Origin of the sequence: Chitinimonas koreensis (assembly GCF_014353015.1) — a bacterium.
GTDB lineage: Bacteria > Pseudomonadota > Gammaproteobacteria > Burkholderiales > Chitinimonadaceae > Chitinimonas > Chitinimonas koreensis.
Map to the genome: position 1 here is coordinate 123,009 of NZ_CP060704.1, position 24,696 is coordinate 147,704.

The 24,696-nt window shown below is 63.1% G+C and carries 22 protein-coding genes, 2 tRNA genes and 2 pseudogenes; 12 read left to right on the top strand and 14 right to left on the bottom strand.

All coding sequences use genetic code 11. The features are described 5' to 3' along the window. Positions 1-271 precede the first annotated feature (271 nt). A complete protein-coding gene (locus H9L41_RS00540; protein ID WP_028447190.1) occupies positions 272-1,096 on the bottom strand; it encodes an undecaprenyl-diphosphate phosphatase in 825 nt (274 codons plus the stop codon). Between the two features lie 184 nt (positions 1,097-1,280). On the opposite strand from H9L41_RS00540, the gene H9L41_RS00545 reads away from it, so the two are divergent. Further along, positions 1,281-2,492 carry a cyclic di-GMP phosphodiesterase gene (locus H9L41_RS00545; protein ID WP_028447189.1) on the top strand — a complete coding sequence of 404 codons (1,212 nt, stop codon included), beginning with the start codon at positions 1,281-1,283 and terminating at the stop codon, positions 2,490-2,492. A gap of 110 nt (positions 2,493-2,602) precedes the next feature. Here the strand turns inward: H9L41_RS00545 and H9L41_RS00550 are convergent, their stop codons facing one another. The 6 genes from H9L41_RS00550 to argH all read right to left on the bottom strand — a co-directional run bounded on the left by H9L41_RS00550 (position 2,603) and on the right by argH (position 8,632). After that, positions 2,603-2,893, bottom strand: coding sequence for a YkgJ family cysteine cluster protein (locus H9L41_RS00550; RefSeq protein WP_051319250.1), 291 nt, complete (start codon positions 2,891-2,893; stop codon positions 2,603-2,605). 11 nt (positions 2,894-2,904) lie between these two features. Beyond that, complete coding sequence (gene gstA, locus H9L41_RS00555) at positions 2,905-3,510, bottom strand: glutathione transferase GstA (RefSeq protein WP_028447188.1); 606 nt, start codon at positions 3,508-3,510, stop codon at positions 2,905-2,907. After that, complete coding sequence (locus H9L41_RS00560; protein WP_157462071.1) at positions 3,507-5,447, bottom strand: sensor domain-containing diguanylate cyclase; 1,941 nt, start codon at positions 5,445-5,447, stop codon at positions 3,507-3,509. The genes gstA and H9L41_RS00560 overlap by 4 nt, the downstream gene beginning before the upstream one ends. A 275-nt stretch (positions 5,448-5,722) precedes the next feature. Beyond that, on the bottom strand, positions 5,723-6,724 hold the full coding sequence (hemB, locus tag H9L41_RS00565) for a porphobilinogen synthase (protein ID WP_028447187.1): 1,002 nt from the start codon (positions 6,722-6,724) through the stop codon (positions 5,723-5,725). Positions 6,725-6,773: 49 nt separating this feature from the next. After that, entirely contained in the window at positions 6,774-7,241 is a 468-nt protein-coding gene (locus tag H9L41_RS00570; protein WP_028447186.1) for a GNAT family N-acetyltransferase, read from the bottom strand. Continuing rightward, a complete protein-coding gene (gene argH, locus H9L41_RS00575; RefSeq protein WP_028447185.1) occupies positions 7,241-8,632 on the bottom strand; it encodes an argininosuccinate lyase in 1,392 nt (463 codons plus the stop codon). Before argH ends, H9L41_RS00570 begins: the two co-directional genes overlap by 1 nt. 158 nt (positions 8,633-8,790) lie before the next feature. Here argH and H9L41_RS00580 point away from each other — a divergent pair, with 158 nt between their 5' ends. Together H9L41_RS00580 and H9L41_RS00585 are read left to right on the top strand one after the other, a co-directional pair. After that, complete coding sequence (locus H9L41_RS00580) at positions 8,791-9,504, top strand: SPOR domain-containing protein (protein ID WP_051319248.1); 714 nt, start codon at positions 8,791-8,793, stop codon at positions 9,502-9,504. Between the two features lie 35 nt (positions 9,505-9,539). After that, the gene (locus H9L41_RS00585) at positions 9,540-10,190 is read left to right on the top strand and encodes a thiol:disulfide interchange protein DsbA/DsbL (RefSeq protein WP_034607694.1); all 651 of its coding nucleotides are present in this window, start codon (positions 9,540-9,542) and stop codon (positions 10,188-10,190) included. 76 nt (positions 10,191-10,266) lie between these two features. On the opposite strand, the pseudogene nhaA reads toward H9L41_RS00585, so the two are convergent. Both nhaA and gloA read right to left on the bottom strand, forming a co-directional pair. Next, positions 10,267-11,372 (bottom strand): annotated as a pseudogene (nhaA, locus tag H9L41_RS00590) (Na+/H+ antiporter NhaA). Between the two features lie 155 nt (positions 11,373-11,527). Further along, complete coding sequence (gene gloA / locus H9L41_RS00595; RefSeq protein ID WP_028447181.1) at positions 11,528-11,932, bottom strand: lactoylglutathione lyase; 405 nt, start codon at positions 11,930-11,932, stop codon at positions 11,528-11,530. Positions 11,933-12,066: 134 nt separating this feature from the next. Between gloA and H9L41_RS00600 the strand changes: the two genes are divergently transcribed. Continuing rightward, positions 12,067-12,142: transfer RNA gene (locus H9L41_RS00600), tRNA-Lys, on the top strand. Positions 12,143-12,152: 10 nt separating this feature from the next. Next, a tRNA-Lys gene (locus H9L41_RS00605) sits at positions 12,153-12,228 on the top strand. Between the two features lie 197 nt (positions 12,229-12,425). Here the strand turns inward: H9L41_RS00605 and H9L41_RS25960 are convergent. Then, positions 12,426-13,010: pseudogene (locus H9L41_RS25960) on the bottom strand (site-specific integrase); the annotation flags it as partial. Between the two features lie 843 nt (positions 13,011-13,853). Between H9L41_RS25960 and H9L41_RS00615 the strand changes: the two are divergent. After that, positions 13,854-14,264 (top strand): very short patch repair endonuclease, encoded by a 411-nt coding sequence (locus tag H9L41_RS00615; protein WP_211236919.1) that lies wholly within the window; start codon positions 13,854-13,856, stop codon positions 14,262-14,264. Here H9L41_RS00615 and H9L41_RS00620 read toward each other — a convergent pair. Continuing rightward, complete coding sequence (locus H9L41_RS00620; protein WP_051319312.1) at positions 14,191-15,252, bottom strand: DNA cytosine methyltransferase; 1,062 nt, start codon at positions 15,250-15,252, stop codon at positions 14,191-14,193. The two genes, H9L41_RS00615 and H9L41_RS00620, sit on opposite strands and share 74 nt — an antisense overlap. A gap of 221 nt (positions 15,253-15,473) precedes the next feature. Between H9L41_RS00620 and H9L41_RS00625 the strand changes: the two genes are divergently transcribed. The 6 genes from H9L41_RS00625 to H9L41_RS00650 all read left to right on the top strand — a co-directional run bounded on the left by H9L41_RS00625 (position 15,474) and on the right by H9L41_RS00650 (position 22,572). After that, on the top strand, positions 15,474-17,729 hold the full coding sequence (locus tag H9L41_RS00625; RefSeq protein ID WP_169730220.1) for a sensor histidine kinase: 2,256 nt from the start codon (positions 15,474-15,476) through the stop codon (positions 17,727-17,729). Next, complete coding sequence (locus H9L41_RS00630) at positions 17,683-18,213, top strand: hypothetical protein (protein ID WP_187523632.1); 531 nt, start codon at positions 17,683-17,685, stop codon at positions 18,211-18,213. Before H9L41_RS00625 ends, H9L41_RS00630 begins: the two co-directional genes overlap by 47 nt. Beyond that, positions 18,198-18,911, top strand: coding sequence for a hypothetical protein (locus tag H9L41_RS00635; protein WP_187523633.1), 714 nt, complete (start codon positions 18,198-18,200; stop codon positions 18,909-18,911). Before H9L41_RS00630 ends, H9L41_RS00635 begins: the two co-directional genes overlap by 16 nt. Before the next feature lie 68 nt (positions 18,912-18,979). After that, positions 18,980-19,552 carry a hypothetical protein gene (locus H9L41_RS00640; RefSeq protein ID WP_187523634.1) on the top strand — a complete coding sequence of 191 codons (573 nt, stop codon included), beginning with the start codon at positions 18,980-18,982 and terminating at the stop codon, positions 19,550-19,552. A gap of 1,042 nt (positions 19,553-20,594) precedes the next feature. After that, entirely contained in the window at positions 20,595-22,058 is a 1,464-nt protein-coding gene (locus H9L41_RS00645) for an NAD(P)-binding protein (protein WP_028447179.1), read from the top strand. Positions 22,059-22,188: 130 nt separating this feature from the next. Continuing rightward, positions 22,189-22,572: an NAD(P)/FAD-dependent oxidoreductase gene (locus tag H9L41_RS00650; protein ID WP_169730218.1), complete on the top strand. Its 384-nt coding sequence runs from the start codon at positions 22,189-22,191 to the stop codon at positions 22,570-22,572. Here H9L41_RS00650 and H9L41_RS00655 read toward each other — a convergent pair. The 3 genes from H9L41_RS00655 to H9L41_RS00665 all read right to left on the bottom strand — a co-directional run bounded on the left by H9L41_RS00655 (position 22,561) and on the right by H9L41_RS00665 (position 24,618). Continuing rightward, positions 22,561-23,283: an aquaporin gene (locus H9L41_RS00655; RefSeq protein ID WP_028447177.1), complete on the bottom strand. Its 723-nt coding sequence runs from the start codon at positions 23,281-23,283 to the stop codon at positions 22,561-22,563. The genes H9L41_RS00650 and H9L41_RS00655 overlap by 12 nt on opposite strands. A gap of 147 nt (positions 23,284-23,430) precedes the next feature. Continuing rightward, positions 23,431-24,258 (bottom strand): metalloregulator ArsR/SmtB family transcription factor, encoded by an 828-nt coding sequence (locus tag H9L41_RS26390; RefSeq protein ID WP_084300498.1) that lies wholly within the window; start codon positions 24,256-24,258, stop codon positions 23,431-23,433. A gap of 42 nt (positions 24,259-24,300) precedes the next feature. Further along, the gene (locus H9L41_RS00665) at positions 24,301-24,618 is read right to left on the bottom strand and encodes an ArsR/SmtB family transcription factor (protein ID WP_028447175.1); all 318 of its coding nucleotides are present in this window, start codon (positions 24,616-24,618) and stop codon (positions 24,301-24,303) included. Between the last annotated feature and the right edge of the window lie 78 nt (positions 24,619-24,696).

Below are 24,696 nucleotides of genomic sequence, written 5' to 3' on the forward strand. Positions count from 1 at the left end.
CGGGAGGAGGAAAGACGCTTACCGCAGAGGACGCAAAGGACGCAGAGGTAAAAGCCATTCGCTCGAGCCGCCTGTGGTTACCCTCGACCAGCCCGTTTTCCTCCGCGTCCTTGGCGTCCTCGGCGGTGTATTTTCGAATCGGCCGTGCCATCGCATCGGCGATTTGCGCGCATCGCAACCGTAGGAGCGGCTTCAGCCGCGAACGCGCAACGGGATTGATCGCGATTCGCGGCTGAAGCCGCTCCTACGACACCGTGCCTGGCCGTCCTGGTCAAGCCGACCAGTTCACCAGCCCGCTATACGCCGTCGCCAGCACCAGCAGGCCGAAGCCGATGCGGTACCAGGCGAACGGCACGAAATCGTGGTTGGCGACGAAGCGCAGCAGCGCGCGTACCGCGATCAGCGCGAACACGAAGCTCGCCACGAAGCCGGCGGCGAACAGCGCCACGTCCTCGCTGCCGAGCGCATGGCGGTGCTTGTACACGCTGTACAGCGATGCCGTGCCGAGCACCGGGATGCCGAGCAGGAAGCTGAACTCGGTGGCGGCGCGGCGCGACAGGCCGAAGAACAGCCCGCCGATGATGGTGCTGCCCGAGCGCGAAGTGCCCGGGATCAGCGCCAGGCATTGCGCCAGGCCGACCTTGAGCGCATCGAGCGGGCCGAGGTCGTCCAGCGTCTGCACCGTCACGCGGTGTTCGCGCTTCTCGGCCCACAGGATGACGAAGCCGCCGACGATGAAGGCGATCGCCACCGCCACCGGATTGAACAGCACCGCCTTGATCTGCTCGCCCAAGAGCTTGCCCAGCGCCAGCGCCGGTACCGCCGCCACCGCCAGGTTGACCAGCAGGCGGCGCCCCGGCCCCGGTTCGCGCGCGTGCAGGATCGCGCCGGCCAGCCGCGCGCGGTACTCCCATACCACTGCCAGCATGGCGCCGAGCTGGATGAAGATCTCGAAGACGTCGCGCTTCTCCTTGTCGAGGAAGCCGAGCAGGTGGCCGGCCAGGATCAGGTGGCCGGTGCTCGAGATCGGCAGGAATTCGGTCAGGCCTTCGACCACGCCCATCAGCAGGGCCTTGCACAGCAGGATGATGTCCATCAGGAATGTCTAAAATAGTGGAAGGGAATCGGAGGTGGTGCGGCGCAGCACGGATTATATGCGTCGGACGTGCGGCCGAAGGCCGGAACCGGGCGCCGCCAGCGCCTAGAATGGATGACCGGCGCCGCAGTGCGGCCGGGTCGTCGCGGGCGACGAATAACGAAAACGGCGGAGTGCACCCAGCATGATCAAACGCGTTGCCTCGAACGAGCTCAAGGTCGGGATGTACATCCACGATCTGGGCGCCGACTGGTCGGTCCATCCCTTCATGCGTTCGGCCTTCCTGCTCCGCGACGACCGCGACATCGAGACCATCGTCTCCTGCGGCATCCACGAGGTCTACATCGACACCGACCGCGGCCTCGATGTTCCCGACGCGCCGACCCAGGACGAGGTGCAGCGCGAGCTCGAGCGCGAAATGATCGCGATCGCCGCGGCCGGGCCGGCGGCCTCGATCCGCGTCTCGACCGCCGAGGAGATGGGCCGCGCGCGCGCCATCAAGAGCCAGGCCGCCAACCTGGTGCGCAACGTGATGGCCGACGTGCGGCTGGGGCGCGCGGTGGCGATGGAGGCGGTCGAGCCGATGGTGACCGGCATCACCGAATCGATCCTGCGCAATTCGGGCGCGCTGATCGGGCTGATGCACATCAAGAACAAGGACGACTACACCTTCCTGCACTCGGTCAGCGTCTGCACCTTCATGGTGGCGTTCTGCCGCTCGGTCGGGCTCGACGCCGAGACCACCCGCCAGGCCGGCCTCGGCGGCCTGTTGCACGACACCGGCAAGGCGCTGGTGCCCGACGCGATCCTCAACAAGCCCGGCCGGCTCACCGACGAGGAATTCGAGATCATCCGCCGCCACCCGAGCGACGGCCACGCGATCCTGCTCAAGACGCCCGGCGTGGGCGAGATCCCGCTCGACATCACGCTGCACCACCACGAGCGCGTCGACGGCTCGGGCTACCCGCACAAGCTGGCCGGCGACCAGATCAGCACGCTGACCAGGATGGCCGCCATCGTCGACGTCTACGACGCGATCACCGCCGACCGCTGCTACCACAAGGGCATGCCGGCGACCGACGCGCTGCGCAAGATCTTCGAATGGAGCAAGCACCACTTCGACCCGGCGCTGGTGAAGGCCTTCATGCGCTGCATCGGCATCTACCCGGTCGGCACGCTGGTGCTGCTGGAAAGCCAGCGGCTCGGGGTGGTGACCGAGCACAACGAGGACAGCCTGCTGCAGCCCAGGGTCAAGGTGTTCTTCGACGTGCGGCGCGGCTATCTGCCGCCGTTCGAGCTCGACCTGGCCAAGCCGATGGGCAAGGGCGGGGCGGACCGGATCGTGAGCCACGAGAGTCCGGCCAAGTGGAAGGTCGATCCGCAGCGCTTTATGTAATTGAGGGGTGATCGCCCGTAGGCGCGGCTTCAGCCGCGAATCGGCGGTCGTGCCACCCATGATCGATCGCGGCTGAAGCCGCGCCTACGGGGTGCCGGATGTCGACCTGGCTAGTGGCCCGGCCGAGCCGCGCCGGGCGTCGGCGCGAAGCTGCCGGTCTCGCGTTCGAGCCAGCCGAGGAAGCGCAGCGCCTGGCCGCGGTCGTCGCCGCACATCTCCTCGCTGGCCTTGAGCCCGCCGCAGACGGCCGGCCGTTCGGGCCGGCCGAAGATCCTGCAGCGCAATTCTTCATCGAGCTGGATGCACGGCACGCCGGCCGGCTTGCCGTCGGGCATGCCGGGGATCGGCGAGCTGATCGACGGGGCGATGCAGCAGGCGGCGCAGCGCGGCCGGCATTCCATCTTCGGCACCCTCAGGCCAGGCCTTCGGCGCGCAGCGCGGCGAGCACGGCGGGCCGGGCGGCGACGCGGGCGGCGTAGCGTTGCAGCGCCGGCCAGCGGTCCAGGCCGATCTTGAGGAAGTTGCACCAGTTGAGCAGCGTGAACAGGTAGCCGTCGGCCACGCCGAACTGCGCGCCCATCAGGTAGTCGCGCTCGCGCAGCTGGCCGTCGAGCCAGTCGAGCCGGGTGAACAGCTTGTCCTGCGCCGCCTGCCGCGTCTCGGCCGGCGCCGCGCTGTTCCACAGCGGCGAGAAGCCCTTGTGCACCTCGGTGCTGAGGAAGTTGAGCCATTCCTGCAGCCGCACCCGCTCGAAGCTGCCGGCGGCCGGGGCGAGATTGGCCTCGGGCGCGCGGTCGGCCACGTATTGCAGGATGGCCGGGCCCTCGGTGATCAGCGCGCCGTCGTCGAGCTCCAGCGCCGGCACGTAGCCCTTGGGGTTGATGGTGTAGTAGTCGGTGTCGCGCTCGGTGCGGTGGGCCTTGAGGTCGACGCGCTCGAGCGTGAAGGCGAGGCCGGACTCCTGCAGCGCGATATGCGGCGACAGCGAGCAGGCGCCGGGGGCGTAGTAGAGCTTCATGGCGTTTCTCCGGGGCTGGGGATCAGCGGGGTGGTCATTTCGGGGCGGTAGCGCGCCACCCGGTCGCGGCCGTCGCGCTTGGCGGCGTACAGCGCCAGGTCGGCCTCCTTGAGCAGGCTGTCGACATCCGGGCTGGTCGATTCGGACAGCGTGCAGCCGATGCTGACCGTGACGCTCAGCACCGACCCGCCGGGCAGCTTGATCGCGGTGGCGGCGGTGACGGCGCGCAGCCGTTCGGCAGCGTCCAGCAGGCCGCGTTCATTTTCCTCGGGCAGCAGCACCGCGAATTCCTCGCCGCCGAGCCGGCCGAGCAGGTCGGTCTCGCGCAGCTGCTGGCGGATGGCATCGGTGAAGGCGCGCAGCACGCGGTCGCCGGCATCGTGGCCGTAGCGGTCGTTGATCGACTTGAAATGGTCCAGGTCGAGCAGCATCAGTCCGAGCGGATGGTCGTAGCGCAGCGCCCGCTGCCATTCCTGCTGGGCGCGTTCGAGGAAATAGCCGCGGTTGGCCACGCCGGTCAGCGGATCGATCGTGGCGCGGCGCCACAGCGTTTCCTGCGCCGCCTTGCGCTCGCTGATGTCGATGAAGCCGACGAAGTAGGCGGTCTCGCCCTGGTATTCGATCAGCGAGGCCGACAGCGAGGCCCAGAAGCTTTCGCCGTCGCAGCGCTTGAGCTTGAGCTCGTACTCGCTGAGCGCCTTGTGCTGGGCCAGCTGGGCGGCGATCTCGGCATGGTGCTCGCCGCGCAGGTAGAGCGAGTCGACCGGCCGGCCGGTCAGCTGGGCCGCGCTGCAGCCGAACAGCAGGCCGGCGCTCTGGTTGGCGGCCAGGATCTCGCCGCTGTCGCCGCGCACCAGCAGCAAGGGGCGCGACAGCGTGTCGAGCGCGCGCAGGATGTGGGCGTCCTGCTCCTGCCGGCGCTGGCTGCCGGCCTGGATCTGCAGCGCCAGCTGCTGCTCGCGCCAGCCGCGCCAGGCGGTGCCGAAGGAGAACACCAACAGCAGCAGGTAGGCCGTCACGTAGGCCGCGGCCTTGAGCCGCCAGTCGGCGAAATAGGCGTGCTCGGGCACGCCGACGAAGACGATGAAGGGGAAGTTCTCCAGCCGGTGGAAGTAGAAACCGCGCTCGACCCGGTCGTAGGGCGAGGCGAATACCGCGTAGCCGGTGCTGCGGCCGTTCACCCAGTCGGTGAGCCAGGCCGCGTCGCGCACCTGCTTGCCGACCATGCCGGGCAGGTCGGGATAGCGGCCGACCAGCACCAGGTCGTTGTCGAGCAGGGTGAAGGCGCTGCCGTCGACCGCTTCGAGCCGGCGCGCCAGCTGGTTGAAGTATTCGAGCTTGACCAGCGCGGTGGCGGCGCCGCCGAGCTGGCTGCCGGCGCCGTCGATGCGGCGCGCGACCACGAAGCCGAGCTCGGTCGAATGCGGCAGTTGGAACGGCGGCGAGAACGACAGCGCCTGGCCGGGGTTCTCGCGCAGGTGGCGGAAGAAGGCCTGCTGGCCGGCGTCGGCCTCGGCCAGCCGGTCTGGCGTCAGCGCGGTGCGGCCGTCGGGCGACAGCAGCGCCAGCGTCTCCACCTGCGGCAGGGTGGCGAGCTTCTCGCCGAGCAATTCGCCCAGCCGGCTGCGCTCGGCCTCGGGCAGCTCGGCCAGCCGCGCCACGGTGGCCGGCGGCACCTTGCCGACCAGGTCGCGCAGCACCAGGTCGGTCTCGCGGAAGGCGCCGTCGAGCTGCTCCTTGAGCAGCAGCGACAGGTTCTTGGCCGCCAGCTGGGCGGCGCTGCGGGTATCGCGGTAGGACTGGCGCAGCTCCCAGCCGATCAGCCCGGCCACCCCGATGCTCATCGCCACGATCGAGGCCAGCACGCTGCTCCGCGCCCGCAGGAAAGCGCGCCAGGTGACGGCGGTGCGGGCTAGCGGGGCGGAAGACTGGGGCATGGCGGGTGCCGGCGAGGAGGTCACCGCTGATTATAGAGGCCGGTATGGGCGCCTACCGGGTCGTTGCCGTCCGTCTGCGCGGGCGTGCCGGCGGTGTCCGTGCGGCAGCGGTCCATCACGGGTTGCCAAGGGCGTTTTACCGCAGAGGACGCCGAGGACGCAGAGGAAGCTGGCGGCCTGACAAGGCCCGGACTTGAGCGATCTGCAGGCCGATCCGACGGGCCTTCCTCCGCGTCCTCGGCGTCCTCTGCGGTAAGGCTTTGGGCGCCGCCGCCTCAGCCGCGCAGCCAGCGCGCCGCCTTGGGCGCGAAATACGTCAGGATGCCGTCGGCGCCGGCGCGCTTCATCGCGATCAGCGATTCGAGCGCCACCTTGCGCTCGTCGATCCAGCCGTTCTGCGCGGCGGCCTGGATCATCGCGTACTCGCCCGATACCTGGTAGACGTAGGTCGGCACGCGGAATTCGTCCTTCACCCGGCGCACGATGTCGAGGTAGGGCAGGCCCGGCTTCACCATCACCATGTCGGCGCCCTCGGCCAGGTCCAGCGCCACCTCGTGCAGCGCCTCGTCGCCGTTGGCCGGGTCCATCTGGTAGGTCTGCTTGTCGGCGCGGCCGAGGTTGGCGGCCGAGCCGACCGCGTCGCGGAACGGGCCGTAGTAGGCCGAGGCGTACTTGGCCGAGTAGGCCATGATGCGCATGTGGATGTGGCCGGCCTCGTCGAGCGCCTGGCGCACCGCGCCGACCCGGCCGTCCATCATGTCGCTCGGCGCGAACACGTCGGCGCCGGCCTCGGCATGGCAGAGCGCCTGCTTGATCAGCACTTCGACCGTCTCGTCGTTGAGCACGTAGCCGCTGTCGTCGATCAGGCCGTCCTGGCCGTGGCTGGTATAGGGGTCGAGCGCGCCGTCAGTGATCAGGCCGAGTTCGGGGAAGCGGGCCTTGAGCGCGCGCACCACGCGCGGCACCAGGCCGTCCGGGTCGTAGGCGGCGCGGCCGTCGGCGGTCTTCTCGCCCTGGATCACCGGGAACAGCGCCAGCGCCGGGATGCCGAGCGCGACCGCTTCCTCGACCTGCGGCAGCAGCGACTCCAGGCTCAGCCGGCTCACGCCCGGCATCGACGCCACCGGCTCCTCGCGCCGGCCCTCGCCGTCGAGCACGAACACCGGCCAGATCAGGTCGTTGGTGGTCAGCACGTGTTCGCGCATCAGCCGGCGGCTGAATTCGTCGTGGCGCATGCGGCGCGGGCGGTAGAGCGGGAGGGAGCGGTTGCTGTGCATGGGAAAGCCTCTGCGGGAGCGGTGATGCGGTGGCGCGGCCGGCGGCGCTTCAGCCGGCCGGCTGCCAGACCATGTCGAGGTGCGGGATCTCGTCTTCGAGATAGACCTCGCTGGCCGGCGCGAAGCCGAGCGAGCGATAGAAGTCGGCCAGGTGGGCCTGGGCGCCGATGGTGTTGGCCTGGCCGGGATAGTGCCGCGCATGGCCGGCCAGCCCTTCGCGCACCAGCGCGCGGCCGCTGCCGCCGCCGCGGGCGGCGGGGGCGGTCAGGATGCGGCCGAGCGAGGGCGTGGCGTACTTGAGGCCGGCCGGCACCAGCCGCAGATAGGCCTGCAGCGTGCCGGCTGCGTCGCGGCCCAAGAGGTGCAGGCTGGGCGGATCGAGCGCGTCTAGGTCGGGATAGGGGCAGGTCTGCTCGACGATGAACACCGCCTGGCGCAGCACGGCGACCTCATGCCATTGCAGCGCGTCGAGCCGGTCGAGCCGGACCCACTGCCAGGCCAGCGGCGCAGCCGCCATCAGGCGTCGCCGAGCCGGGCGCGGACGCGGGCGATGGCGGCGCGGACCTGGGCCGGCGCGGTGCCGCCGACGTGGTTGCGGCTGGCCAGCGAGCCCTCGGGCGTCAGCACGTCGAACACGTCGGCCGCGATCAGCGGCGAGAAGGTGCCGAGCTCGACCAGGCTCAGCTCGGCCAGGTCCTTGCGCTGCTCGCCGGCGTAGCGCACCGCCAGCGCGACCGCCTCGTGCGCATCGCGGAACGGCAGGCCCTTCTTGACCAGGTAGTCGGCCAGGTCGGTCGCGGTGGCGTAGCCCTGCTTGACGGCGCGGCGCATCGCCTCGGGCTTCACCACCACGCCGCGCATCATGTCGGCGACGATGCGCAGGGTGGCGGACAAGGTGTCGACGGTGTCGAACAGCGGCTCCTTGTCCTCCTGGTTGTCCTTGTTGTAGGCCAGCGGCTGGGCCTTCATCAGCGTCAGCAGCGCCATCAGGTGGCCGTTGACGCGGCCGGTCTTGCCGCGCACCAGCTCGGGCACGTCGGGGTTCTTCTTCTGCGGCATGATCGACGAGCCGGTGCAGTAGCGGTCGGCCATGTCGATGAAGCCGAAGCGCGGGTTGATCCACAGCACCAGCTCTTCCGACAGGCGCGACAGGTGGGTCATGACCAGCGCGGCGGCGGCGGTGAATTCGATCGCGAAGTCGCGGTCGCTGACGGCGTCGAGCGAGTTGTAGCAGACCTCGTCGAAACCGAGCTGGCGGGCGACGAACTCGCGGTCGATCGGGTAGCTGGTGCCGGCCAGCGCGGCGGCGCCCAGCGGCAGCCGGTTGACGCGCTTGCGGGCATCCAGCAGCCGCTCGACGTCGCGGGCCAGCATCTCGACGTAGGCCATCAAGTGGTGGCCGAAGGTGATCGGCTGGGCCACCTGCAGGTGGGTGAAGCCGGGCATCACGGTCTCGGCGTTCGGCTCGGCCAGCTCGATCAGCGCGCGCTGCAGGTCCTCGGCCAGGTGCACCAGCGCGTCGATCTCGTGGCGCAGCCACAGCCGGATGTCGGTGGCGACCTGGTCGTTGCGGCTGCGGCCGGTGTGCAGGCGCTTGCCGGCATCGCCGATCAGGTCGGTCAGCCGCTTCTCGATGTTCATGTGGACGTCTTCGAGGTCGAGCGACCAGTCGAAGCTGCCGCCGCGGATCGCGGCCAGGATCTGGCTCATGCCGCCGGTGATGGCGGACAGGTCGGCCTCGCTCAGCACGCCCACCTTGTTCAGCATCTGCGCGTGGGCGAGCGAGCCCTGGATGTCGTATTCGGCCAGGCGTTTGTCGAAGGACACCGAGGCGGTATAGCGCTTGACCAGCTCGGCGACGGGCTCGGAGAAGCGGCCCGACCAGGTTTTCGGGGAGGCGTCTTGCATGAACACGGGTTCCAGGACGGTGCGATGGCGCGATTATAGGGCAATCGTTACTTTTGCCGCAGCGCATCAAAGGCGCGGGACAGTAAGCGGCGATTCAGCATGCGCCGCTATAATGCGCCGCATTCATCCGCGGCCGCCGCCGCACATCGAGTCAGGTCATGAGCAGGGATTACAAGCAAAGCGGCAGGAAACCGGCCGGCAACGGCAGCAAGCGCGGCGGAAACGGACGCAGCGGGGACGGCGGCAGCTCGGCCTTCGCCGGCTTGTTCATCGGGCTCTGCCTCGGCATCGCGGTGGCGGTGGCCGGCGCGCTCTATTTCAACAAGCTGCCGACCGGCTTCAACAAGAAGGTCCAGCCGCCGGCGCCGCTGGCCAATGCCGGCAAGGGTGTCGGCGGGCCCGAGATGATGTCGCCCGGCGTGCAGGGCGGCAGCACGGCGCCGTCCCAGCCGGCCGTGCTGCCGGCGGCCCAGCCGCCTGCTCCGCCCGCGGCGCCGGCCGCCCACGGCAACCCGCCGGCGCAGGAAGGCGACCGTTTCGACTTCTACACCATGCTGCCCGAACTCGGCGGCGGGGAACCGAAGGCGCAGCCGCCGGCCAAAGCCGCCGACGCCACCCCGCCCGCCTCGGTCGTGCCGCCCAAGGGCGCCTACCTGCAGGTCGGCGCCTTCCAGAACGAGACCGATGCCGACAACCTCAAGGCCAAGCTCGCGCTGGTGGGCGTCGAGGCCAGCATCACCACCACCGAGATCGCCGGCCGCGGCGTGATGCACCGCGTGCGCGTCGGCCCGCTGGGCAAGCCCGAGGACATCGACCGCGTGCGCGCCCAGCTCAAGGTGAACGGCGTCGAATCGACCCTCGTCAAGCAGTAATCCCCGACCAACCGACTACCGAAACAGGAGCCACCATGCGGATCGCCAAGCTGTTCGCCCGCGTCCTCGCCGCCGGCCTCGCGCTGGCCGCCCTCTCCACCCAGGCCGCGCCGCGCGCGGGCGTCGACTTCGACTACATGCCGAACGTGATGCCGGTCGAGCAACCGGGCAAGATCGAGGTGATCGAATTCTTCTGGTACGGCTGCCCGCACTGCTACCACCTCGAGCCCGGCGTCGAGGCCTGGGAGAAGAAGCTGCCCAAGGACGTCAACTTCCGCCGCGAGCACGTGATGTGGGACGGCCGCAGCGACATGGCCGGCCACGCCAAGCTGTTCGTCGCGCTGAAGGCGCTCAACCAGGTGGATGCGCTGACGCCCAAGGTGTTCGACGCGATCCAGAAGGACGGCATCGAGCTGCGCGAAGAGAAGACGCTGTTCGACTGGGTGGCCAAGCAGGGCGTCGACCGCGCCAAGTTCGAGGCGGCCTACAAGTCCTTCGGCGCCCAGGCCGGCTTCTCGCGCGCCACCCAGCTGTCGCGCGACTACCGCATCGAAGGCGTGCCGACCTTCATCATCAACGGCAAGTACAAGACCTCGCCGAGCAAGACCGGCACCGAGGACAAGTTCTTCCAGGTGGTGAACGAGCTGATCGCGCAGGAACGCGCCGCGCAGGCCAAGAAGAAGTAAGCGCCGCCGCCGGATCGGATTCGAACGAAAAGCGCCCCGCGGGGCGCTTTTCGTTTGCCCGGTTTGCCCGGCCGGTTCAGCGGGGAGCGCGGGCCAGGAGGATGTAGCCCATGATGGCCGACAGCGTCGAGCCGACCAGGATACCGAGCCGGCTGACGTCGGCCAGGCGGGCCGATTCGGCGTCGAAGGCCAGGCCGGCGATGAACAGGCTCATGGTGAAGCCGATGCCGCACAGCACCGCCGCGCCGTAGATATGGCGCAGCCCGACGCCCTCGGGCAGCTTGCCCAGCCCGAGCGCAGCGCCAGCCAGGCGAAGCCGAACACGCCGAGCTGCTTGCCGAGCAGCAGGCCGAGCGCGATGCCCAGCGGGGCCGGCTCCAGCAGGCTGGCCGGGCCCATGCCGGCCAGCGGCACGCCGGCATTGAAGAAGGCGAACACCGGCAGCACGAAGAAGGCCACCGAGCCGTGCAGCGAGCCTTCCATCGCCCGCAGCGGCGATTCGCCCTGGGCATTGCGGGCGCGCAGCGGCAGGAAGAAGGCCGCCGCCACCCCGGCCAGCGTCGCGTGCACGCCCGACTTGAGCACTGCCGCCCACAGCACCAGCCCGATCAGCAGGTAGGGGAACCAGTCGGTCACGCCGCGCCGGTTGAGCGCGTAGAGCAGCAGCAGGCAGCCGGCGGCGATCGCCAGTGCGGCCAGCGACAGGCCCTCGCTGTAGAACAGCGCGATGATCAGCACTGCGCCGAGGTCGTCGATGATGGCCAGCGACACCAGGAACACCTTGAGGCCGGCCGGCACGCGGCGGCCCAGCAGCGTGAGCACGCCGAGCGCGAAGGCGATGTCGGTGGCGGTCGGGATCGCCCAGCCGCGCAAGGCGAGCGGATCGCCCTGGGTGCAGGCGAGATAGACCAGGGCCGGCACCGTCATGCCGCCGATCGCGGCGATCGCCGGCAGCAGTGCCTGGCGCCGGTCGGCCAGCTCGCCCTCGAGCAGCTCGCGCTTGAGTTCGAGCCCGACCAGGTAGAAGAAGATCGCCATCAGGCCGTCGTTGACCCACAAGAGCAGCGGCTTGTCGATGACGAAGCCGCCGATGCCGAACACCGTCGGCGTCTGCAGCAGGGCGGCGTAGTGCGCGGCCAGCGGGCTGTTGGCCACGACGAGCGCGAACGCGGTGGCGGCCATCAGCGCGAAGCCGCCGGCCGATTCGTGGTGGATGAACTTCTGGATCGAGGTAAGCAAGGTATTCCCTCCTGATCGTGCGGGCGGCGAAGCGCCGCGCGGGTGGTAAGACAGACCGGCCCGCAGGGAAGGCGGGGATCGAGCCGGCGGCGGCGGGCCTAGTCCCGGGCGGCCGGGTCGGCCTTCTTCTGGATGAACTCGATCTTGTAGCCGTCCGGATCCTCGACGAAGGCGATCACGGTGGTGCCGTGCTTCATCGGCCCGGCTTCGCGCGTCACCTTGCCGCCGCGGGCACGGACCGCGTCGCAGGTGGCGTAGGCGTCGTCGACCTCGATCGCGATATGGCCGTAGCCGCTGCCGAGCTCGTAGCGTTCGGTATCCCAGTTGTGGGTCAGCTCGATCACCGCGCCCTCGGCTTCCGGGCCGTAGCCGACGAAGGCCAGGGTGAAGCGGCCGTCCGGATAGTCGTTACGGCGCAGCAATTGCATGCCCAGCACCTCGGTGTAGAAAGAAATTGAACGATCGAGGTTGCCGACTCTCAACATGGTGTGCAAAATGCGCATCTCGTGACTCCTGTGGCGGACGAACGGGAAACGACTTAGTGTAACCGCAAGGTCGATCGTTCCCCGCCAAACTCGAATCAATGTTCGAAAGAGTTGACACCCGGAAAAGCGCAGCTATAATGCGCGGCTCCCTAGGGTCGTTAGCTCAGTCGGTAGAGCAGCGGACTTTTAATCCGTTGGTCGCAGGTTCGAGTCCCGCACGACCCACCAAGGGAAACTTGGGGCGTTAGCTCAGCTGGTAGAGCAGCGGACTCTTAATCCGTAGGTCCACAGTTCGAATCTGTGACGCCCCACCAATAGAATCAAGGCCTTGTGCGGTTTTCCGCACGAGGCCTTGTGCCTCTTTAAGCGGCATATTCCCCGCTTGGGGAATATTCTCCGGCGTCTCCGTCCTCATCTCCCGCATGTTCGGCATCGCCACGTCGGGCAGCCGGGCCTTCAGGTAGATTTCCGTCGTCGTCACGGACTCGTGGCCGAGGAGCTGCTGGATGCGCTCTACGGGCGTGCCGGCCCGGTACATGTCCGTGGCGCCCTTCCCCTTCAGGTCGTAGATGCCGAAGTCGGTGAGCCCCGCCTTCGCCACGTAGCGGCGGAACATCGCCACCAGCCCCGAGTAGGTGTACTGCTTGTCCGCCCGGGTATGCACGAAGGTCGGCCAGACGGACGGCGCGGCCATGTGCTCGTCCACGACGCGCTCCAGGTCGCCCGCGAGCACGATGTCCACGGTCTTCCCCGTCTTGCCCTGCCGGACGCGCAGGACGCGCGTTTCCCGGCCGTCCAGGTCGATCGTGCGGACGTTGGCGGGTCCCGCCTTGATGAGGTCGTCCGGACGCTGGCAGGTGCGGTAGACGAGGTCCATGAGGCGCCGCATGGAATTCTCGGCGTAGCCGTAGACCAGCCGGAACTCCCAGTCCTCGACCATCCGCTCGCGCGGCTTCTCCGCGTTGCGCCATTTGATGATGGTGGCGACGCTGACGTTGAAGCGCTGGGCGAGTTCGACATGAGTACCGCTGGCAGCCTGGATTTCGGCGCGAATGGCAGGGGTGGTGCGGGCTTGCTTGTGGAGGCGAACGATCATGTGGCTACAGCCTGGAGCGAGGCTAGGAGTTTACCCATCGCTTGTCGGGCGAGGGCCAGCTTCCAAATACGTTGGCTGATATGATCATCCGGGATGCGACAATTAGGGAATTAATTATGTAAGTCCCTAACTAAGGCGGAAGGATTCTATGCGGGTTTAAGTGATTGCCGCATCCTCCATATGGGGAGAATCCTATGGATTCCCCCCGGTTCGGGAGGTGAGCCCTACACCATCGGGGGGACTAAACCACCACCGGGAACATCGACCCAGACCAAAAGGTTGGGCAATAGATATCTGAGAAAAATACGCAAAAACAATGTGCTACGAGCGTTAGTTCCCCGATAGTATAGCCCGCCGATTTTCAATGGTGGTTTACTGATACGGATAAAGCGTTAATCGTCGTCAAGGATCGTATTTTGTCACTGCCGGTACGAATAAAAAATTTAGCCCGCAGGGCGCGCTATGGTGAGGCGAACCAATGTCGGTCCCGTTGCAGGATCAACGGATCCGATCGGGCTGAAGGACGGAATCAATACCTACGCTTACCATGTCGGGAAAGTCCGCTGTATGGGCTAGTCCGTGGCGTTGGCTAAAGGAGAATCCGGGGAAGTTGGGTGGATTCCGGCCGTGTCCTCTCCCGAGAAGGGGAGATTATGCTATGAAAGATATTTATATTTCAAGCCGGGCTTTATAACTACGAGAATTTATTAAGAAGTGAGATTGTAAGAGAAAATAATTTCCATGAATTTTCTGGGTGTGAATATGTCTTTCTAAGACGGCGTTAGGTTGAGATGTGGCTCGCTGAAATGTCTACACTGGGGCGCAATGAATCGTCATGAAATTATGCGAGCGGTCCGACGTACTAATACTAAGCCGGAACTTGCGGCTCGACAGACACTACACTCTTTGGGTCTACGATTTCGTTTGCATAGAAAGGACCTGCCCGGGACGCCTGATATTGTTTTGCCAAAATTTAGGACAGTGATTTTCGTTCATGGATGTTTTTGGCATCGGCATACAGGATGTCGATTGACAACGACACCGAAGTCGAACTATGAATTCTGGCAGCGAAAATTCGAAGCGAACATTGAGCGTGATAAACGCAATGAGGCGCAGCTTGAAGAGCTGGGATGGAGAACGTTGGTAGTCTGGGAATGCGAAACTCAATGCCTAACAACGCTTAGGCATCGACTCGTACAGGCATTCCTAGCTCAAGACAATTTCGAACATGAGCCTGGAGACTCTCGCCTATGACTTCGCCTAGACGAACAGGGACTGCATTGCCGATCATGCGGCCAATGGCCTTGAAGTTGATTTCATTGGCAGGCATGAATTCATATGTGGTGGGAAAGGACTGTAGTAAAGCAGCTTCGCGTAATGAAATGCCTCTATGTTGCTCTGGATGGCCAAAACGACCATTTCCAAAGCCATAACACAAAGTGGTCATGGTTGGGCTAGGTAACTCCCAAGACATGCGACCGTACACGCTTGGATATGTCTTTCCGCTTTTCTTTCGATGGCAGTGTGCACGCAATTCCTCTGGCCAATCTCTCCAGGATCCGCCCGGACGAGAGTGCAGCATACGCATGAAGTTGATTGGTGAAAGTCGTGCTGCCCGATGTAATGGATCGTCTGGATCGCATCCACCCGCTTCGATAGGACTGAGTTTTCCGATCGTATCTGCCACGGTGACGGGCGTATCCGCGTGTGTCGGTGCGATCAAACTGATGGGGCCAAGCCTAGATGCCAGTAATACATGTCTACGTCGTTGCTGTGGTAGGCCATATTGAATGCATGAAACTGCATCCGCCCACACAAAATAGCCTTCATTTTTCAAGCCAGCAACGAAGTCATGATAAACCTCGTGCTTTGTCACGTCAGGCACATTCTCCATCGTAACTAATTCGGGCCTAATTTCTTCAATAAGACGCCTGAACGAACGCAGCAATGGCCATTTTTTATCGCTACGAGTGTCCTTGCCTTGATTATAGCGAGAGAAGGGCTGGCAGGGCGCGCAACCCGCCAATAGTCTAACAGACTCGCAATTATACCAAGCCATTACCTGGTCTGAAGTCACTGTCTCGACGGATTCGCCGATAAATTCTGCGCCATTGTTTTTTTCGTAAGCATATTTGCAGCGTAGATCAATATCGTACCCAGCACGCACTGACACCCCAGCTTGACGCAAGCCGGCCGTAAGTCCCCCCGCACCGCAAAACAAATCGACCGCATCTATTTGCAATTTTCAAACTCCTTTCTTGATATTATACTTCATTTCTCTGGCGGCATCAAGGCGTGGGCGAGCGTGTAGTGTCGTCTTATGGCGTTGTTACCTATGCGCGTGCAACGTAGCAGCTATACTTTGATAAAGAGTCCTTTCCCTGGCGGCATGATGTACGTCGCTTGAACGAAGGAGGGGTTGCAACCAAAGGCGGCTAATTTGAGATGACTGGTCCGAATATCATGCAGCAACAAGATCTCGGGGACGAAGGGGAGCGCTATACCTTCACGGTAGCGGCTGCGCTACTGAAGGAACTTGGTGAGCGCCTCGTTGGTAAGCCATTTGTGGCACTTGCTGAGCTGGTCAAGAATGCCTATGACGCTGATGCCACACGAGTGCATATCAGATTCGAGCCGGACGCCATAGAAGTTGTCGACAATGGCGATGGAATGTCAAAAGAGGACTTCAAGAATTATTGGATGCGGGTTGGTACCACTCATAAGCAAGGGCTTGCAGAAACTAAACTTTACAGCAGACAGGTGTCTGGTTCAAAGGGCGTTGGCCGTTTATCAGTACAATTCTTGGGGAATATACTTAATCTCTGGAGTGTGTCGCGAGCGGAATTGGGCGTCGCCTTTCGAGCGCATGTTGACTGGCATTCTGCACAAAGTACCCAGGATCTTGTCAACGCAGGAGCAACAGTATTTCGCGCAGATGCTGAGGGCGCATTGCCTTCAGATTTTCGTCATGGGACACGTGTCAGGATTGAGGGCCTTAACCAAGAGTGGACCGATGAAATGTTGGAGAGCTTGGCGACCGAGTTATGGTTTCTTCGTCCTCCAGCGCAATTGCATGGGGCCGTACAGCCTAAAGATAAATTCGATATTCATGTGGAGGGAGTATCGGACAAATCACAGGACGCGTTTGATACTAAACTTGGACAGGCATTCGCTAGCTGGATAGCTGAAATTGAAGGTGAGATTAAAGACGGTAGATCTGGCCAAGAGGCATCGGTAACCATCACTCTTAAAGGGCGCAAGCCCGAAAAAAAGAAGTATCCGTTGAAGCATGGTGCGCTTGATCTTGCTACTTTTCGGATTCGCGTATACAAGCTGACCGGAAAACAATCAGGTGGGATCGCAGTCCAGGATGCGAGAGACTATTTTCGAAAGTTCGGTGGTGTCCATATATACGATCAAAACTTTCGACTGCCATTTTATGGTGGTGAAGGTGATGATTGGCTCGGTCTCGAATACGATCATTCGCATCGCTTGATTCTCTCCAAGCTTGTGCCAAATGAACTGAGAGGTGATGGCGATTTACGTTTTTTGCCTACGAATGGGCGTGTTTTCGGAATCGTGAATGTTTCTACGAATCATGAACGAGAAGTTGCATCCGTGGAGCAGCGTGAGAAAGGTGCGCATCTCAATGTTCAGGTGACGAGAGATCGCTTAATTGACAATGCGGCCATGGATGACCTTCGCACTCTGGTGCGATGGAGTCTTGATTATTATGCATATCTTGCATCCGCAAGGAAATATAAGGAGGATGAGCTGGGTGGCGGCCGGCCCATAAAACCAACCGAGCCCGTCTTCGATGAAATTCGGGAGCGGCTATCAAACTTGCGGGCCGATGTTCCCCCGCAAGCCGCAGCGGTATTGCATACGATTGATAATCGAATTGCCGAATTATTTAGCATTGAGAAGGATCGCGAGAAGCGATTTCATCGTGAGCGAATATTACTTGGCGCTCTTGCCACTGCAGGAATGGGCGCAATTGCATTGGAACATGAACTGGGTAAGGAGCTTACCGCGCTTCGGGATGCGATCGCTAAACTTTCTGAACTATCTCCGGATTTTTCGACCGAGTTAGATGTTGGTGAAATCAAACAGGGCCTTGATTCGCTTGTTAATCGAATAACTGACGCACGTAAGCTTTTGTCTCCATTGATGGAACCGGACAATAGGGATCTGGAGGCTCCTATGCGGCTGAAACCATTAATCGAAAGTATAATTCTAGACATAAAACCATTGCTTCGTAGCGCAAAGGTCGAAATCGCCCCTATTGATGAAAATCTTCGACTTCCAAAAGCTACCCAAGCGGCATGGTCTGCCATATTTCAGAATGTCGTCGTGAATGCGGTGAACGCGACAATCGACACTCCTGCGAAGCGTATTCGAATTTCGACCCAACAATTATCAGGAAATCGAGTGTCCGTTTTGGTCGAGGACAATGGTGTCGGTGTGGATTTGGAGGAGGCCTCCGTATTATTTGAGCCATTTGAGCGGCGACTTGAACTATCCGATGAGCGTAAGCGCCTTGGTCTAGGAGGTGTCGGACTTGGACTGACGATCGTACGCATGGTGGCTCAATCGGTTGGATGTGATGTGCAATTTACAAAACCGTCTCCTAATATGAAGACGGCTTTTGAACTTTCCTGGAAGCAAGATAATGAAAAATCATCCGGTACGGATTCGCATCGTAGACGACGAACCTGAACGGTCCAAGGGATGGGTCAAGGCAATTAAAGCGCTCAAAATCCCAAGCATGGACATTGTCGCTCTCGAAAAAGATAAGAGTCGAGAATTGATGAAATTGGTTGCCGATCGCCAGCATGGAATTCGCAATTCCCAAGTGATACCGACGAGTGATGACAGTCCGCTACAAGATATTGATGTATTGGTGGTCGATTATGATCTGCAGGAATTATTGACCGAGGGGCAGTGGTCAACAGGGCTGCAAGTTCTTGCGCTCGCAAGAGCGTTCAGCGGAGTGAAATTGATTGTGTTAGTGAATCAATTTGGTTCCAATATATTCGACCTGACATTGACGAAGTCTGTACGTTCTCCTGCGGATCTTGATGTTGGAAGCGATCAATTGGTGAATCCAGCATTCTGGGATCGATCACTGGCGGAAAGTTTCGCCCTTGGGCTTGGGGAGACGGTGTGCTTAGTGCAGTGGACCGCATGGTTCAATCGATAGAATGGGCAAAGAAAAGTCTGGATCAACCAGTGCTGGAATGCTTGGGCTTTACTTATGGATCCGATCACGTGGATTCTCCTTCGTATATCTCAAGCGAACTTTGGCAACAATGCCTGGTTAACCCGGTGCATACGTTGCGTGAAATGGTTGGTGCATCCGATTTTTTAACGCAAAAGGATCGGGATAATGCCATTCTCAAATCTGAAGAATCGTGTGCACGTGTTGCCACTATGTTGATTACCCGTTGGTTGGACCGATGGGTTGTTCCGGCAAATGAAGTGCTTGCAGATTTGCCCCATCTGGTTTCATTTTATCCATGGCTACTTCTCGATAATACTAATTTGGCAGGCTGGAAAAAATCTATCACAGATGGATTCAATGGGCTCCATATGGCAGCTTCGAATTACTCATTCAATCCGAAATTTTTATTACCCAGGCCGGTAGTATGGAAAAATAAGATATTGAGCGATCCGATGTTGGCTGAGCCTAAGGGATTTAATTACGAAGGAATTCCAGACCTGGTTTTTTGTGAGGATACATCAAGCTTTGTGGATTTCGTCAATGCAAAGCCTTTTACCTCGCGGTTGCCCGGTCTAGATTCACAGCGATTCGTAGTTGACCAGAAAAAGCTGGACATCCTTGGGGTATGGACGCCAAAGGGTGTGGCGTATGAACCTTCAGTTCTATTCGCGTTGTAAATATAAAAATGATAGACGCTAGACAGAATCAAATGTTGGGAAGGGACATCGTCGACCAAGTTGACGAAGTGCTGAAGAAGCTATTTACCGAAGGGAAAGCGTGGCTAAAGGGATTCGAAGCGGGGGATCCCCGAAAGTCTCAGTATTCTTCTAACCGTCCCAATCGGGACAGTAAAGCACCAGATGTTAAAGACATCGTTACGGAGATTCAGTGTGTTACAAATTACATAAAAAATCGGGCAAGTTCGAGTACTGAAGCAAAACACATGTACGTGATTGTAAAGCCTGATGCACCATGTCACGATGATAACGTAGTTACTCTTATTCGCCCGGTTCTGAAGATTAATAAGAATCATGAGCCATGCCTGAATTTTCACGTCTGGTTTCATCATCTCGCGACGAATGGGAGCGAGCATTACATGGCAGGTTGGCGATTGGAAGGGCCGGAAGGTGATGAAACTAGCCATGACTACTATCATGCGCAACCATTAAAGAAATTTGGCGAAGCAGCTTCGACTCATGGTGCACCAGGAAGACAATCCGAAAGATTTCCAACCATACCATTACAGGCGAACAATATAGTGGAGCTTTGCCTGACTACTGTGTTAATGGTCGGGGTAAAGAGGCTTTACGGCGATTGATTTGCACAAGTACCAATAAGGCATTGAGAAATTCGGCTAGAGAGTATTGGAAAAGAGTGTTCAGTGGACCATTTCCTAACCTGACGGAAGAAAAGTAGTAGATGGCTTCGACGCTCAATATTGATATGCTCTAGCTATGTACTGCCTATGAAATTAAGCTCAATGGTTTCAGGGTTGAGATATTTAAGTTCAAATTCAAATCCCTATTTTTATTCAATACCACAGCCCCTCGTGCTAGTTACCACCGCAGTGGCCGCCGATACCAGCAGACCCTCGGCGTCCAATTCGGCCTCGCACAGGAGCTGGGTCAGAACGCGCAAGTCGCCGTAGCCCAGTTTGAGGGTGTGGTCGGGGGGATGTCGAACATGGGAATTTATGGTCCTAATGCCGATCCGCTTAGCATACAACTCGTCTTCCTTGCCGACTGAATCCGCTGGCGGGCTGTCGCCGGAAGCTCATTTAGGTATCAAAAAAGCGGGGAATAGTTTCAGGGTGAGCCACGCAAAATCAACGCGTTGCGAGCGTGAATTCCGGGAAACTATTCCCCGCCAATTTCTCAGCAATGGCTTACCGCTGCGGATAAGCCGTCAATCCTCCTCATGACTCTTAATCCGTAGGTCCACAGTTCGAATCTGTGACGCCCCACCAATAAAACAAGGCCCTGTGCGGTTTCCCGCACAGGGCCTTGTGCATTTCAGGCCGGAAATTCCCCATCCGGGGAACAGGTTCCGGCGTTCTGATCCGCTTTCCTGCATGTTGGGCACTAGCCCCCCTGCCTGGCTATGCGTACGTCCCGGGCGCATGCGAGCCTGCCCGCGCAGGTGATTCCAGGCCTGCCTCCTGCTTCACATCCGTCCAGCCCGACTTCCTGCGATCCGCCACACCTGATCCGCGCCCGTTTCCGGCCGCAGCCTGGTCTTATGATTCCATATTTCTAGAATCATATTGATACAGGTGGGAAAGGTGATTATTCTGGAAATATGGAAACAATGCTCTTCAAGAGCACTGCGTCCGTTCCGATCCATCGCCTCTGGAGCCCCGAATGTCCACCCCATTGATCAAGGAGCACGGTGTCGCCGTTCTCGGCGCTGGGCCGGTCGGCCTGGCCGCCGCGGCGCACCTGTTGTCGCGCGGCATCGTCCCGACCATCTTCGAAGCCGGCGCGGAAGCCGGGCACAGCTTTCGTTCCGCCGAGCACGTGCGCCTGTTCTCGCCCTGGCGCTACAACATCGACCATGCCGCCCGCGAGCTGCTGGAGCGGCAGGGCTGGCAGATCCCCGCGCTCGATGCCTTGCCGACGGCGGGCGAGTTGCGGCGCCGTTACCTCGTTCCTCTGGCCGGGGCGCTGGCCGGCTATCTCCGCTTCGACAGCCGGGTGCTGTCGCTGTCGCGGCTGGGGCTGGACAAGATCAAGACCGCCGGGCGCGACCGGGCCCCATTCGTGATACGGGTCCTGCAGCAGGGCGAGATGCGCGAGCACCTTGCCGGCGCCGTCATCGACGCGACCGGTACCTGGGGCCAGCCGAACCCGCTCGGCGCCGACGGCCTGCCCGTGGCCGGCGAAGCCGGGCAGCGCGATCGCATCGTCTACGGCATTCCCGACGTACTGGGGCGGGATCGCGCCCGCTACGCCGGCAAGTCGGTGCTGGTGGTCGGCTCCGGCCATTCGGCCGTCAATGCGCTGCTTGACCTGGCCGAGCTGAGCCGCGAAACCGGGACCACCCGCATCCACTGGGCCGTGCGCGGCGACAATCTGCGGCGCGTGCTCGGCGGCGGCAGCGCCGATCGGCTGCCTGCGCGCGGCGAGCTGGGGCTCCGCCTCGGGGCGCTGCTCGAAGACGGCCGGTTGAGCCTGCATACCGGCTTCCGCATCCGCGCACTGGAGGCCGGCGCAGCCGGCCTGACGGTCCGGGCCGATACGCCGGCCGGCTTGGCCGAGCTGGCCGGCATCGACGAGATCGTCTGCGCCACCGGCGCCCGGCCGGACCTGGCGCTGAGCCGCGAATTGCGCGTGCGCCTCGACGCTTGGCTCGAAAGCGTCGACGCCTTGGCGCCGCTGATCGATCCGAACGAGCACAGCTGCGGCACGGTCAGGCCACATGGGCATCGCGAACTGGCGCATCCGGAGCCGGGCTTCTACATCGTCGGCGCCAAGAGCTACGGCCGCGCGCCCACCTTCCTGATGGCGACCGGCTACGAGCAGGTGCGCTCGATCGCGGCTGCCCTCGCCGGCGACATGGCGGCTGCGGACGAGGTCCGGCTGGAGTTGCCGGAGACCGGCGTCTGCAGCGCTTCCCCCGCTCTCGGCTCGTCCGGCGCCTGCTGCGGCGCCCCGGCCCCATTGCGGATCGAGGAGCCGGCCGCGGCGTGTTGCGGCGGCGAGGCGCCCGCTGGCGTCGATGCCTGCTGTGCGCTGGATGCGCAGGCCAGGCAGGCCGGCCGATCGGGTTGCGGCTGCGGTCCCGCCGCCCGGCCCTCGCCCGTCATCGACGCCGCGCGCGCCTGAGCGGCCATGGAAACCTTCGACGCCATCGTGATCGGTGCCGGCCAGGCGGGGCTGGCCGCCGGCTACCACCTGCAACGCGCCGGCCTGCGCTTCCTGCTGCACCCGCTGGCTCAGCGACCAGAGCACGCCCGTGCTGGACGGCGGGCCGTATCGGCGGGCGGTCCGGTCCGGCAGGCTGGTGCGCGAGGCGATGTTCCGCGCGGTGGTCGAAGACGGCGTGATCTGGGCCGACGGCCGCCACGAGCGTATCGACGTGCTGCTGTTCGCCACCGGCTTCCGGCCGCGCATGCCCTGGCTGGCCCGGCTGGGCGTGCTCGATGCCGAAGGCTGCCCGCGCCAGCGCAACGGCGTCGCGCTCGACCTGCCGGGGCTGTACTTCGTCGGGCTGTCGCGCCAGCGCAATTTCGCATCGGCGACCTTGCGCGGCGTGGGGCCGGATGCGGCCTACGTGACCGATCTCATCGTGCGCGGCGCGCCGGCTGCGATCCGCGTGGGGCGCGGATCAGTCGCGTAGCGGCGTCACGGTCCGGTCTTCGCCGGCGTTGGCCAGCAGATCCAGCGACAACGGCGCCTTGTCGCGCAGCAGCCAGCCGAACACCAGCGTGGCGGCGACCGCGCCGGCCAGTTGCGCCGCGATGAAGCCGGGCGCGTCGGCCGGCCGGATGCCGGCGAAGGTATCGGTGGCCGCGCGGGCCAGGGTGACGGCCGGGTTGGCGAACGAGGTCGACGCGGTGAACCAGTAGGCCCCGACGATGTAGGACGCCACGGCGAACGGCACGGCCTCGGGCCGGCTGCGCGAGCAGCCGAAGATCACCGCGAGCAGGCCGAAGGTGGCGACGAACTCGCTCCACCATTGCGCCGGCCCGGTGCGGACATGCTGCGATGCGAAGAACAGCGGCTCGCCGAACATGCCGTGCGCCGCGGCCACGCCGCAGAAGGCGCCGAGGATCTGCACCGCCATGTAGAGCAGGGCGTCGCGGCCGCCGAGTTCCTGCCGCAGCGCGGCGGCCAGCGTCACCGCCGGGTTGAAATGCGCGCCCGAGATGCCGCCGAAGGTCAGGATCAGGGCGATCAATCCGCCGCCGGTGGCCAGCGCGTTGGCGAGCAGGGCGAGCCCGGTGTTACCGCCCGACAGGCGTTCGGCCATGATGCCCGAGCCGACCACGACGGCCAGCAGGAAGGCGGTGCCGAGCCATTCGGCAAACAGGCGGCGACGCAGGTCCATCATTGTTCTCCGGATTTGATGAAGGGCACGGCGTAGACCTCGTCCGACATGGCGGTCTCCATAACTGAGGCGGATTGAATGGTTGCAGGCGAGCGGGCTCGGCCCCTCGCCCGCCGCCGAGTAAAGCCAGGCGCCGGGCCGCGGACGTCAGGCGCCGATCAGGCCGATACGATCGAGCTCGGGCTTGAGCCTGGCCGGGTCGGCCAGCACCTCGGGCGGCAGCGCCAGGAAGGCTTCGATGCGGTTGCGCAGGATGCGGTAGGCGTTCTCGAAGGCGGCATCGATCTCGGCGTCGGTGCCGCTGGCGTGGGCCGGGTCTTCCACGCCCCAGTGCGCCCGCAGCACCGGGCCCAGATAGGCCGGGCAGACCTCGCCGGCCGCGCTGCCGCAGACGGTGATGACGACGTCGGGCGTGGTCGGCAGGCTGTCCCACGACTTGCTGTGCAGGCCCTCGACGGAAATCCCTTCGCGCTGCAGCAGGGCGAGCGAGCGCGGGTGGACGTGGCCCGCCGGCCTGCTGCCCGCGCTGACGGCCCGGATCGTCGGCGGCGCCAGGTGGTTGAGGGTGGCTTCGGCCAGGATCGAGCGGCAGGAGTTGCCGGTGCAGAGGATCAGGATGTTCATGCTTGGCTTCATTTGCAGGGTGGAGATGGGCTGGCGGATTTGCGTCGGCTCGGCGCACCGCTCGGGATGGCCGCCGCAGCATCGCTGGTTCAGGAAATGCGTCGCCTCGCGCATCCGCGCGAGATTGGCGCGGTAGCGCTGGAAGCGGCCTTCCTGCTCGACCGACACCAGGCCGGCATGGGTGAGGTTCTTCAGGTGAAAGGACAGCTTGGACGGCGCGATGTCGAGCCGGCTGGCGAGCTCGCCGGCGACCAGGCCGGCGGTGCCGGCCTCGACCAGCAGCAGGTAGACGTCGAGCCGCGCGCTCGACGAGAGCGCTTCGAAGACTTGTCGTACGGCCGGCTTGTCCATCACATCTTTCAAATAAAATTGAAATGTTGGGGTTTTAAGCGATCAGCCGCAGCAGCCGGCCTGCTGCCCGGCGTCGCCGGCGGTGCAGCAGTTCTCGGTCATGAAGCCCAGCAGCGCGTTCATCGTGTCGAAATTCGCCGAGTAGTGGATGAAGCGGCCTTCCTGCCGCGCGACGATCAGGTTGGCGCGCGCGAGTTCCTTCAGGTGGAAGGACAGGGTCGCCGGCGGCACCTCCAGCGTCTCGCCGATCCGGCCGACGGTCATGCCCTGCGGCCCTTGGACGATGAGCAACCGGAAGATCGCCAGACGGGTTTCCTGGGCGAGCGCGGCGAGCAGGGTGACGGCAGCCTTGTTTTCCATGTTTCAACTATATTCGAAATGTGGAAGCAAGGTCAATCGCCGGGAAGGGACGCCCCGGCGGGCTCGGCGCAATCGTGA

Coding starts and splice junctions, on each gene's coding strand:
- H9L41_RS00540 (WP_028447190.1), bottom strand. CDS start 1,096: ATGGACATCATCCTGCTGTGCAAGGCCCTGCTGATGGGCGTGGTCGAA.
- H9L41_RS00545 (WP_028447189.1), top strand. CDS start 1,281: ATGATCAAACGCGTTGCCTCGAACGAGCTCAAGGTCGGGATGTACATC.
- H9L41_RS00550 (WP_051319250.1), bottom strand. CDS start 2,893: ATGGAATGCCGGCCGCGCTGCGCCGCCTGCTGCATCGCCCCGTCGATC.
- gstA (WP_028447188.1), bottom strand. CDS start 3,510: ATGAAGCTCTACTACGCCCCCGGCGCCTGCTCGCTGTCGCCGCATATC.
- H9L41_RS00560 (WP_157462071.1), bottom strand. CDS start 5,447: ATGCCCCAGTCTTCCGCCCCGCTAGCCCGCACCGCCGTCACCTGGCGC.
- hemB (WP_028447187.1), bottom strand. CDS start 6,724: ATGCACAGCAACCGCTCCCTCCCGCTCTACCGCCCGCGCCGCATGCGC.
- H9L41_RS00570 (WP_028447186.1), bottom strand. CDS start 7,241: ATGGCGGCTGCGCCGCTGGCCTGGCAGTGGGTCCGGCTCGACCGGCTC.
- argH (WP_028447185.1), bottom strand. CDS start 8,632: ATGCAAGACGCCTCCCCGAAAACCTGGTCGGGCCGCTTCTCCGAGCCC.
- H9L41_RS00580 (WP_051319248.1), top strand. CDS start 8,791: ATGAGCAGGGATTACAAGCAAAGCGGCAGGAAACCGGCCGGCAACGGC.
- H9L41_RS00585 (WP_034607694.1), top strand. CDS start 9,540: ATGCGGATCGCCAAGCTGTTCGCCCGCGTCCTCGCCGCCGGCCTCGCG.
- gloA (WP_028447181.1), bottom strand. CDS start 11,932: ATGCGCATTTTGCACACCATGTTGAGAGTCGGCAACCTCGATCGTTCA.
- H9L41_RS00615 (WP_211236919.1), top strand. CDS start 13,854: ATGCGAGCGGTCCGACGTACTAATACTAAGCCGGAACTTGCGGCTCGA.
- H9L41_RS00625 (WP_169730220.1), top strand. CDS start 15,474: ATGCAGCAACAAGATCTCGGGGACGAAGGGGAGCGCTATACCTTCACG.
- H9L41_RS00630 (WP_187523632.1), top strand. CDS start 17,683: ATGAAAAATCATCCGGTACGGATTCGCATCGTAGACGACGAACCTGAA.
- H9L41_RS00635 (WP_187523633.1), top strand. CDS start 18,198: ATGGTTCAATCGATAGAATGGGCAAAGAAAAGTCTGGATCAACCAGTG.
- H9L41_RS00645 (WP_028447179.1), top strand. CDS start 20,595: ATGTCCACCCCATTGATCAAGGAGCACGGTGTCGCCGTTCTCGGCGCT.
- H9L41_RS00655 (WP_028447177.1), bottom strand. CDS start 23,283: ATGGACCTGCGTCGCCGCCTGTTTGCCGAATGGCTCGGCACCGCCTTC.
- H9L41_RS26390 (WP_084300498.1), bottom strand. CDS start 24,258: ATGGACAAGCCGGCCGTACGACAAGTCTTCGAAGCGCTCTCGTCGAGC.
- H9L41_RS00665 (WP_028447175.1), bottom strand. CDS start 24,618: ATGGAAAACAAGGCTGCCGTCACCCTGCTCGCCGCGCTCGCCCAGGAA.